Source organism: Pseudomonas sp. AGC41, assembly GCF_057334555.1.
Genome location: NZ_JBHFJB010000116.1, coordinates 16304 through 26512, shown reverse-complemented (window position 1 = coordinate 26512; position 10209 = coordinate 16304). Strand labels below are relative to the sequence as shown.

At 62.8% G+C, this 10209-nt stretch carries 10 protein-coding genes; 5 read left to right on the top strand and 5 right to left on the bottom strand.

Features of this window, described 5'->3' with window-relative positions; all coding sequences use genetic code 11:
* Positions 1 to 38: 38 nt before the first annotated feature.
* The gene (locus tag ACE04F_RS19675; protein ID WP_486109280.1) at positions 39 to 1370 is read left to right on the top strand and encodes a DUF58 domain-containing protein; all 1332 of its coding nucleotides are present in this window, start codon (positions 39 to 41) and stop codon (positions 1368 to 1370) included.
* 22 nt (positions 1371 to 1392) lie between these two features.
* Here ACE04F_RS19675 and ACE04F_RS19670 read toward each other — a convergent pair whose 3' ends face one another.
* The 4 genes from ACE04F_RS19670 to ACE04F_RS19655 form a co-directional block, all read right to left on the bottom strand.
* Complete coding sequence (locus ACE04F_RS19670; RefSeq protein ID WP_486109278.1) at positions 1393 to 1752, bottom strand: PilZ domain-containing protein; 360 nt, start codon at positions 1750 to 1752, stop codon at positions 1393 to 1395.
* A 269-nt stretch (positions 1753 to 2021) separates the two neighbouring features.
* The gene (locus tag ACE04F_RS19665; protein WP_486109276.1) at positions 2022 to 2396 is read right to left on the bottom strand and encodes a tetratricopeptide repeat protein; all 375 of its coding nucleotides are present in this window, start codon (positions 2394 to 2396) and stop codon (positions 2022 to 2024) included.
* Between the two features lie 261 nt (positions 2397 to 2657).
* Positions 2658 to 4301 carry a Na+/H+ antiporter gene (locus tag ACE04F_RS19660; protein ID WP_486109274.1) on the bottom strand — a complete coding sequence of 548 codons (1644 nt, stop codon included), beginning with the start codon at positions 4299 to 4301 and terminating at the stop codon, positions 2658 to 2660.
* A 183-nt stretch (positions 4302 to 4484) separates the two neighbouring features.
* Positions 4485 to 5861 (bottom strand): type III effector protein RopAA, encoded by a 1377-nt coding sequence (locus ACE04F_RS19655; RefSeq protein ID WP_486109272.1) that lies wholly within the window; start codon positions 5859 to 5861, stop codon positions 4485 to 4487.
* Positions 5862 to 6036: 175 nt separating this feature from the next.
* Here ACE04F_RS19655 and ACE04F_RS19650 point away from each other — a divergent pair, with 175 nt between their 5' ends.
* The 4 genes from ACE04F_RS19650 (at position 6037) to ACE04F_RS19635 (ending at position 9148) form a co-directional block, all read left to right on the top strand.
* Positions 6037 to 6399, top strand: coding sequence for an ArsC family reductase (locus tag ACE04F_RS19650; RefSeq protein WP_486109270.1), 363 nt, complete (start codon positions 6037 to 6039; stop codon positions 6397 to 6399).
* A gap of 33 nt (positions 6400 to 6432) precedes the next feature.
* On the top strand, positions 6433 to 7467 hold the full coding sequence (gene dapD / locus ACE04F_RS19645; RefSeq protein ID WP_486109268.1) for a 2,3,4,5-tetrahydropyridine-2,6-dicarboxylate N-succinyltransferase: 1035 nt from the start codon (positions 6433 to 6435) through the stop codon (positions 7465 to 7467).
* Between the two features lie 74 nt (positions 7468 to 7541).
* The gene (locus tag ACE04F_RS19640) at positions 7542 to 8747 is read left to right on the top strand and encodes an aminotransferase class V-fold PLP-dependent enzyme (protein ID WP_486109266.1); all 1206 of its coding nucleotides are present in this window, start codon (positions 7542 to 7544) and stop codon (positions 8745 to 8747) included.
* Positions 8744 to 9148, top strand: coding sequence for a SufE family protein (locus tag ACE04F_RS19635; protein WP_486109264.1), 405 nt, complete (start codon positions 8744 to 8746; stop codon positions 9146 to 9148). Before ACE04F_RS19640 ends, ACE04F_RS19635 begins: the two co-directional genes overlap by 4 nt.
* A gap of 140 nt (positions 9149 to 9288) precedes the next feature.
* Here the strand turns inward: ACE04F_RS19635 and tcdA are convergent, their stop codons facing one another.
* Positions 9289 to 10101: a tRNA cyclic N6-threonylcarbamoyladenosine(37) synthase TcdA gene (gene tcdA, locus ACE04F_RS19630; RefSeq protein ID WP_486109262.1), complete on the bottom strand. Its 813-nt coding sequence runs from the start codon at positions 10099 to 10101 to the stop codon at positions 9289 to 9291.
* Positions 10102 to 10209: the final 108 nt, after the last annotated feature.

Genomic DNA, 10209 nt, shown 5'->3' with positions numbered 1-10209 from the left:
CCCCCCCCCACGGAAAATTGTGCGGTAAGGATGCGCTTATGAAACCCTCGCGCCTGTTGCTCATCTGGCTCGCGATCCTGCTGGCCGTCGGCATCGTGCTAGGCACCTTGCGAGCGCTGGGCATCGCGGTGCCGTCGACACTTTTGTCGATCAACTGGGGGATGCTGCTGGCCTTGCTGGCCTTGGCTCTGCTCGATGCCGTGCGGCTGCGGCGCCTGCCCTCGCCCCGCATACAGCGACACATGCCGGGCAGCCTCGCATTGGGGCGCTGGAGCGAAGTGCGCCTGGACATCAGCCATGACTTTGCCCAGCCAACACCGATCCAGGTGTTCGATCACGTACCCGGTGGCCTCGACTTCGACGACCTGCCCGTGTCGGTCGAGCTTCGACCCGGCCAACGCAGCCAGCTCGGCTACCGCTTGCGCCCGCTCAAGCGCGGTCATTTCATTTTCAGCCACTGCGAGATCAGCCTGCCCAGCCCGCTGGGATTGTGGTCCGGCAAACGCCTGCTGGAGGCGCTCGACAACACTCGCGTCTACCCGGATTTCGCCAGGCTCTATGACGGCCAGCTATTGGCCGTCGACAACTGGCTGAGCCAGCTCGGCATACGCCAGCGCCAGCGCCGTGGCCAGGGCCAGGAGTTTCATCAACTGCGCGAATTCCGCGAGGGCGACAGCCTGCGCCAGATCGACTGGAAGGCCACCGCCCGCCACCGTACGCCGATCGCCCGTGAGTACGAAGACGAACGTGACCAGCAGATTATCTTCATGCTCGACTGCGGTCGGCGCATGCGCAGCCAGGACGATGAACTGGCTCACTTCGATCACGCTCTTAATGCCTGCCTGCTGCTCAGCTATACCGCGCTACGCCAAGGCGACGCCGTCGGCCTGTACACCTTCGCCAGTGAGCGACCGCGCTACCTCGCGCCGGTCAAAGGCACCGGCCAGCTCAACGTATTGCTCAATGCCGTCTATGACCTGGACAGCAGCCAGCGGCCCGCCGATTACCAGGTCGCAGCCACTCAATTGCTGGCCCGGCAAAAACGCCGGGCCCTGGTGGTACTGGTGACCAACCTGCGGGATGAGGACGACGAGGAACTGCTGGCTGCGGTCAAACGCCTGGGCCAGCAGCATCGGGTGCTGGTGGCCAGTCTGCGCGAAGAAGCACTCGACCGATTGCGTCAGGCGCCGGTACAAACCCAGCCTGAAGCCTTGGCCTATTGCGGGACGGTGGACTACTTGAACACCCGCGCCGAACTCCATCTGCGGTTGACGGCCCATGGGATCCCGACCCTGGATTCGCGCCCCGGTGAGCTAGGGGCGGATCTGGTGACGCAATACCTGGCATGGAAAAAGGCCGGGACCGCATAGGCCCCACGCAGGAGCCGGTTGCTCAAGCCGAGGCTGGCAACGAATAAAAACAGAAATACTGCTGCAACGCGCTGACCAACGACCCGTACTCCGGCGACGCCCACTGCAGGCTGAAACCGGCATCGAAATGCTGGGGTGTCACGTCTTCATGGCACCACAGGCATCTGGCCGTCAGCCGGATGTCTTGCTGTAGTCCATCGTCACAGGGGATTTTCAGGTACAGATCGAAGCTTGCGCCAATCATCAACGGCAATTGACTGATCAACATCAGGCCGTTTTCAGAGACGTTGCCCAGAAAGCCGATGGGCTTGTCGTTGAGGCCATTAAACACCTCAAGGAAACAAGCCAACTGATGCCGTTCAATGCGGCGCTCTTTGTACATATCCTGTATCGCTTTTTTAATGGCCGCTCACGGCCCGACCGAACACTTCGGAACGAACCCAAGCGAGCCCGCTCTCCCTGATCCCCGCGCCAGACGCTGGAACACGTCATGACCTGTTGCATCGGTACAGGCGTCACCTGGCTATTAGAGCTCCAACTCTAAAAGCCAGGTGTACAACTATAGCCCAGGTTCTGCTGACGACCAGTCCGGATGCGCTCCTATCATCAGGTCGCGACGGAGCGTGGTCGAGGGCTTGGATGCGGCGTCGTTCAGAACGCCGTCGGGCGGATGGCCGAGGCGCTGCGGGTCGGGTAGTGACCCAGGCTCTGCAGCGTTTCGAGCCGGGCGCGGGCGCGATAGGCATACTCGCTGTTGGGGTATTGCGTGAGGATGAACTGGTAGGTCTGCGCCGCGTCGACGAACAGTTTTTGCCGCTCCAGGCATTGGCCACGCATCATCGAGACTTCCGGTTGCATGTAGCGGCGGGCACGGCTGGCGCGGTCGACTTTGGACAGCTCAAGCATCACCTGCTCGCAATTGCCGCGCTCGTAGGCCTTGTAGGCCAGGTTCATGTGATGGTTCATCGACCAACGGGTGCAGCCCGTAATGCTCAGGGCCAGGGCAATAAAAAGCACGAATCGCATGGGGAGGTTCTCCTGTCTTGAGCTCTTTATCGACCTGGATGGGAAAATCTTCAACCTGAAAAAGGATTGGACCAGCTCTTGTGGCGAGGGAGCTTGCTCCCGCTGGGGCGCGAAGCGGTCCTGAGATTTTGCGGTCGCTGCGCAACCCAGCGGGAGCAAGCTCCCTCGCCACAAAGACATGTTCCAACGGGACATTCTGTTCGGCTCGCGATGAGGCCGGCGTTTGTTGCATCAAACCCAAGTCTCTAGCCGGCCCGGGATTTATTTGCCCAAGCGCAAATTGGCCTCCGCCAGATCCAACTCCGCCAGCACCTCACGCAACACGTCATCGCCGATCTGGTGCTGGCGACTGAGGCGATACAGCTCCAGGCGCTGCGCTCGGTACGCCTTCAAACGCAACCGGCGCTCCAGCAGGTCCATCTGGAACGCCAGCGCCTGGGCTTCGGCCGAGTCGTTGAACACCTCAAGCTGATGACGATACTCGGACATCAGCCGCGCCTTGACCTCCGTCGCCAGCGCCGCCGTGGCCGCGTCCGGCGGTGCTGCCTCGGCCGGTTCTTCCAGCTCCAAGGCATGAATCGCCGCTTCAGCGGTTTTGCGCCAGGCCTCACGGACTTCGCTACGGTGTTTGTCGTCCGGGCCCTTCTCGACGCCGCGCAACAGCAGGGGCAAGACGATGCAGGCGGCGACCAGTGACAGCAGAATCACACCGGCAGCGATGAAGATCAGCAAGTCTCGCTCGGGAAACGCCCCGCCCGCCCCCAACAGCAACGGCACCGACAGCACGCCCGCCAGCGTTACCGCCCCGCGCACGCCGCCGAAGGTCAGCAACCAGCAAGAGCGCGCCGTGGGTACCAGGGTCAGCTCGCCCTTGCCGCGCCAGCCGCGCAACAGCCCGGACAGGCGCCAGATGCTCTGCACCCAGACAAACCGCAGCACTAGCAGCACCAGGAAAATCGCCACCACATCCAGGCAGCGATAGAACAACGTGGGCCACAACGTCGGCTCGTGGCTGGTCACGGCCTTGATGATGTCCGGCAGCTGCAAGCCCAGCAGCAGGAAAATCAAGCCGTTGAAGGCGAACTCCAGAAGCGCCCAGACGCTGCGATTGAGCAGCCTTGTCCCGGTCTGGCGCGGCAGCAGATCCAGCCAGCTCTGCATCATCCCCGCGGCCACCGCCGAAAGTATCCCCGATGCGCCCAAGCGTTCAGCCAGCACATAGGCCGCAAACGGCAATAACAACATGAACACCACGTGGGTCGCCGGATCGTCCCAGCCACGGGCGACCATCCAGGCCCGCAAGCGACCCACCAGCCAGCTCAAGGCCACGCCCACCAGAAGGCCGCCGAGCGCGACCAGAACAAACGTCAGGCTGGCATTGGCCAGGGAAAACACACCGGTGATGGCGGCTGCCAAGGCGAACTTGAACGTCACCAGGCCTGACGCATCGTTCATCAATGCTTCGCCCTGGAGCATGTGCATCAAGGGCGCGGGCAAACGCTCCCGGGCAATCGCCGAGACCGCCACGGCGTCGGTCGGCGACAGGACCGCCGCCAGGGCGAATGCCACCGGCAACGGGATGCTCGGCAATAACCAATGAATGAAGTAACCCGCGCCGACCACCGTGAACAACACCAGCCCGACCGCCAGCGTCAGGATCGGCCCGCGCAGGCGCCACAGCTCGCGCTTGGGCATGCGCCAGCCATCGGAGAAGAGCAACGGCGGGAGGAACAGAAACAGGAACAATTCAGGATCAAGCGCCACGTGCAGCCCCAGCGACGGCCAGGCCAGCACGGCGCCAGCAGCGATCTGCACCAGGGGCAATGGCAGCGGGATCAACCTTCCGATCAGGCGCGAGACGCCCACCAGCATCAACAGGATCAGGACGGTATAGGCGCTTTGCATAACGGACTTCCAATGACAGCTATACACATCTCCGGCAACAGCTGGCCGGTGAAGTGCCATATTAACTGCCAACGTGAACCGCTGCCGTTGCACATTCGTCGCGCCTCAGCGGCGCCAATGCACAGTCGTCCGCTGGCCGCTCCTGACCTCCACGCAGCAGGGACGACCGGCGGTCATCCGAAGCTAAACAGCTCGCTCGGCGGCACTGAGGGTCGAGCGGGCCGAGACAAAATCGACGCTATCGCCCTCATTGTCGCTGTCTTCCCCGATCTGCTCGGCCGTCGTCGTTTCGACCAAAGGCAACATTCCCTGCAGCTCATCCGGATGAGCGGGACCGGCGGAAATCCTGTCCAACGCGGCGGAAGCCTTGTCCGCCATCGGCTGCGTCATCACAGCCGTGGTCACCCATGCGGCAAGCACCGGGGCCATCGTGGCGGTGACAGTCGCCTTGCCCGCCGCCGCTACACCCGCAGGTGAAAACCCGGCGTTCCTGGCCGCGTTGACCGCGGCGGTCTGGGCCATGCCGATCGCCGTAATACCACCGGCCAACGCGCCGAGCCCACTGACCAAGCCAGTCGGCGTGACCAAGGCTTGCAGCGATTTGCTGCCGTCGCGCACCGCGTCCAGCGGCAGGCTGCCGACCCGCTTGGCAACGCCCATCGCAGCACTCCCTACGCCGTAATTCTTGAGGTCCTTGTAACGCTGGTGCCAGTCCTGGCGCCCCAACAGGTATTCCGGGCCAACCCGGTGTTTCGATTTATCGATGGAATGCTGCAGGTCATAGGCGGCCATGCCTGAAAGCGGCGACCCGACGGCGGCAATTACAGAGTCCACCCTGCTGCCCGTCTGCGCATCGACGGTCTTCGTCACGACGGGCTGGACGACCGTACGCAGAACGTTTCGCGCGGTGAAGGTCTGGAAGGTCAGGCTGCCTTCGAGGGCCTGGGTCCCCAGGCTCGGCTTCACCGCCTGGGCGGCCTCTTGCATGACCGGCTCCAGCTCGGAATTTTCAGCCACCAACCATTGGGTATCGCTGGTGGCGCGTTTCATCAGGCCATTGCCAACCGTGTCGGTGGCGCTGCTGACCAGGCCGGCAATCGCCGAAAGCGCCAACGGGGCGGTAATCGAGCCATTGCCGGTCACCGCCGGAGCAAAGTCCAGCGCGATCGACGCTGCGCCGAAGGGCACCGAACGAACGAACCCGACAGTGTCATGGGCCGCGCGATCCAGCCGCGAGCCTTTGGTCAGCACGGCATCAACGCTTTCAGCGGTTTCGCCATCATTGGCCAAGGTACGCGAGCGATCATCGATCAGTGCTTCGAAGGCCTCGCGATTGGCGCCGTTGATATGGGGCTCGAACACCCTGGTGAGCTGGGCCTTGATGGCACCAGTCCGAGTTGCCAGGTCCTGTGCAGCCGTAACAGGGCCGATCGGGACGGACGCAGCGGTCCCGGTGCTCGCCGCTGTCGAATGAGCCGGCAAGCCGTGTTGCTGGGGTGCAAGTGTTTCTTCGGATTGATTCGTCAATGGATGAAGCGGTATCGGTGAGATGGCGTCCATGAAAAGTCCCTTATATGAAATAAGTGCTGGGGTTCACCTGTGCTGTGTGGTCGCCTTCGTCCTATCGGTTCCGCACCGCCCGATCCGCCGACAGTCGAGGCACGCAGTGGAACGACGTGGCATAATCGTCGGCTGATTTTCAGGACGATACCGGGAACGTTTTGGAGGAGCATTCATGCCCAATGAAAACAAGCACTTACAGCTCTTCGGCATTAAAGCCTGCGATACGATGAAAAAAGCCCGTACCTGGCTCGATGAACACGCGGTGCAGTATGACTTTCACGATTACAAGACTGCCGGCATCGACCGTGAGCACCTGACCCAATGGTGCAACGAGCATGGCTGGCAAGTGGTGTTGAACCGTGCCGGTACGACCTTTCGCAAACTCGACGACGAACGCAAAGCCGATCTCGACCAGATGAAAGCCATCGAACTGATGCTCGCCCAACCCTCGATGATCAAGCGCCCGGTGCTCGATCTCGGTGACCGAACCCTGATTGGCTTCAAGCCAGAGATCTATGCGGCAGAGATCAAGTAAGCCTGCCCAGTCCATTTTGTTGAGGTAATTTTCATGTCCACTACCCTGTTCAGTCTGGCCTTCGGTGTCGGCACCCAAAACCGTGAAGGCGCCTGGCTGGAAGTCTTCTACGCCCAACCACTGCTCAACCCGTCGGCCGAAATCGTTGCCGCCATCGCGCCGATTCTTGGCTATAGCGAAGGCAACCAGGCCATCATCTTTACCACGGCCCAGGCCTCGCAACTGGCTGAAGCGCTGCGCAGCGTCGACGCCGCACAGGCCAAGCTGCTGACCCGCCTGGCTGAAAGCCACAAGCCGCTGGTCGCCACGCTGCTGGCCGAAGATGCGCAACTGAGCTCCACGCCTGAGGCCTACCTCAAGCTGCACCTGCTGTCCCATCGCCTGGTCAAGCCCCACGGCCTGAACCTGGCCGGCATCTTCCCACTGCTGCCGAACGTGGCCTGGACCAGCCAGGGCGCGATCGACCTGAGCGAACTGGCCGAGCACCAGCTCGAAGCCCGCCTGCGTGGCGAGCTGCTGGAAGTATTCTCGGTGGACAAATTCCCGAAGATGACCGACTACGTGGTTCCGGCCGGCGTGCGTATCGCCGACGCCGCGCGCCTGCGCCTGGGCGCCTATGTGGGCGAAGGCACCACGGTGATGCACGAAGGTTTCGTCAACTTCAATGCCGGTACCGAAGGTCCGGGGATGATCGAAGGCCGGGTCTCGGCGGGCGTGTTCGTCGGCAAGGGCTCGGACCTGGGCGGCGGTTGCTCGACCATGGGCACCCTGTCGGGCGGCGGCAACATCGTGATCAAGGTTGGCGAAGGCTGCCTGATCGGCGCCAACGCCGGTATCGGCATTCCGTTGGGCGATCGCAACACCGTGGAGTCGGGCCTGTACGTGACCGCCGGCACCAAGGTCGCGCTGCTGGATGAGAACAACCAACTGGTCAAAGTGGTCAAGGCTCGCGACCTGGCCGGCCAGCCGGATCTGCTGTTCCGGCGCAACTCCGAGACCGGCGCAGTGGAATGCAAGACCCACAAGTCGGCCATCGAGCTGAACGAAGCACTGCACGCGCATAACTGAACCGCTCACACCTCACCTGTGGGAGCAACCTTGCTCCCACAGGGTCCGGCGTAACTCCAGCAGGGCCCGAAAGCATGTTGATTCAATCCCCCTGGCGTGCCGATTTCCCGGCCCTCGCCGCCCTGCAACGGCAAGGCCAGACCTATCTGGACAACGCCGCCACCACACAGAAACCCCAAGCCCTGCTCGACGCCCTGGCGCATTACTACGCCAATGGCACGGCCAACGTGCACCGGGCGCAGCATTTGCCCGGTGCACTGGCCACCCAGGCGTTCGAGGACAGCCGGCTCAAGGTTTCCCAGTGGCTCAATGCGGGAAATTGCGGCCAGATCGTGTTTACCCACGGCGCCACTTCGGCGCTGAACCTGTTGGCCTATGGGCTGGAACACCTGTTCAAGCCAGGCGATGAAATCGTCATCAGTGCCCTCGAGCATCACGCCAACCTCCTGCCCTGGCAGCAACTGGCCGAGCGCCGCTCGCTGGCGCTGGTGGTGCTGCCCCTGGATGCCGGCGGAGTGATCGATACAGAGGCCGCCACCAGGCTGATCGGTCCGCGCACCCGCCTGCTGGCGGTGAGCCAGTTGTCCAACGTGCTTGGCACCTGGCAACCGGTGCCGGCGCTGCTGGCAATGGCCAAGGCGCAAGGTGCGCTGACAGTGGTCGATGGCGCCCAGGGCGTGGTCCACGGTCGCCATGATGTGGAAGCGCTGGGCTGCGATTTTTATGTATTTTCGAGCCACAAGCTTTACGGTCCCGAAGGCCTGGGCGTGCTGTTCGGCCGTACCGACGCCCTCGCCCAACTGCGGCATTGGCAGTTCGGCGGCGAAATGGTGCAAACGGCTGATTACCACAGCGCCACGTTCCGCCCGGCGCCGCTGGGTTTCGAAGCCGGCACGCCGCCCACCGCCAGCGTGATCGGCCTGGGAGCGACGCTTGACTACCTGTCCGATCTCGACGGGCAGGCGGTTATCGACCATGAAACCGCGCTGCACGATTATCTGCTTCACGGCCTGCTGGCGCGCAACGGCGTGCGGCTGGTGGGCAATCCACAGCTGGCGCTGGTCAGCTTCGGCGTCGAAGGCGTTCATAACGCTGATCTGGCGCATCTGTTGACGGAGCAAGGCATTGCCGTGCGCGCCGGGCATCATTGCGCGATGCCGCTGTTCAAGCAATTGAAGCTTTCCGGGGCGATTCGGGTGTCGCTGGCGCTGTACAACGACTCCGCCGATATCGAGCGGTTCTTCGAGGCGCTGGATCAGGCCCTGGAGATGCTGCGATGAGCCTGCCTGCCGATGCCGCTGCGGCATTGCGGATTTTTCAGGACGCCTCCGGCTGGGAACAACGCGCCCGGCTGCTGATGCAATGGGGCGATCGCTTGCCACCGCTGAGCGATGCAGACAAGTGCGAGGCCAACCTCGTCAACGGCTGTGAAAGCCAGGTGTGGCTGGTGGGTCGGTTGCTTGATGGGCACTGGCAGTTCTCCGCCAGCAGCGATGCGCGCTTGATACGCGGGTTGGTGGCGTTGTTGCTGGCGCGGGTCAACGGGTTGGCGGCTGAGGATTTGCGTCAGGTCGACTTGCCGGACTGGTTCAATCAGTTGGGGTTGTCACGGCAGTTGTCGCCGTCGCGCAGCAATGGCTTGAATGCGGTGTTGAAGCGGATGTTCGAGCTGGCGCAATAACCGTGGCGAGGGAGCTTGCTCCCGCTGGACTGCGCAGCAGTCCCAAAAGTAGCCCACTCAATCTGCTGACATACCGCGTTGCCCGGTTTCAGGGCCGCTTTACGGCCCAGCGGGAGCAAGCTCCCTCGCCACAAAAGCTGTTACGGCTCAGGCTTAAGCCGGTCCGCCGGCCGCCGCACACCCGCCACGATCTTGTCCACAGCCTTGGTCGCCGCGACCATGCCGAACGTCGCGGTGACCATCATCACCGCGCCAAACCCGCCGGCGCAGTCGAGCTTGACGCCATCGCCGACAAAACTCTTCTGCAGGCAGATGCTGCCGTCCGGTTTCGGATAGCGCAATTGCTCGGTGGAGAACACGCACGGCACGCTGTAATGACGGGTCACTGTGCGCGAGAAGCCGTAATCGCGACGCAAGGTGGAGCGCACCTTGGAGGCCAGCGGATCGTTGAACGTACGATTGAGGTCGCAGACCTGGATCAGCGTCGGGTCGATCTGCCCGCCCGCGCCGCCAGTGGTGATGATCTGGATCTTGCGGCGCTTGCACCAGGCGATCAGCGCAGCCTTGGCGTTGACGCTGTCGATGCAGTCGATCACGCAATCGATGTCCGCCGTGATGTACTCGGCCATGGTGTCGCGAGTGACAAAGTCCGCCACCGCGTGGACGACGCAATCGGGATTGATCCCCCGCAGCCGCTCGGCCATCACTTCTACCTTGGGCTTGCCGACGGTGCTGTCGAGGGCATGTAACTGACGATTGGCGTTGCTGACGCAGACGTCATCCAGGTCGAATAGCGAAATCTCGCCCACGCCACAACGGGCAATGGCTTCCGCCGCCCAGGAACCGACGCCGCCGACACCGACAATCGCCACATGCGCCGCTCGCAGGCGCTCCAGGCCTTCGATGCCATACAAACGGGCGATGCCGGCGAACCGTGGATCTTCTGTACTCATGACCATTACCCCAAAAACCGGCGCGCATTATAGGGCTTTGCCGCAGCAATTCGAGCCTCAGGCGACCGATCGCGAAATGCCCCCACCCAATAATCTCTTGTGGGAGCG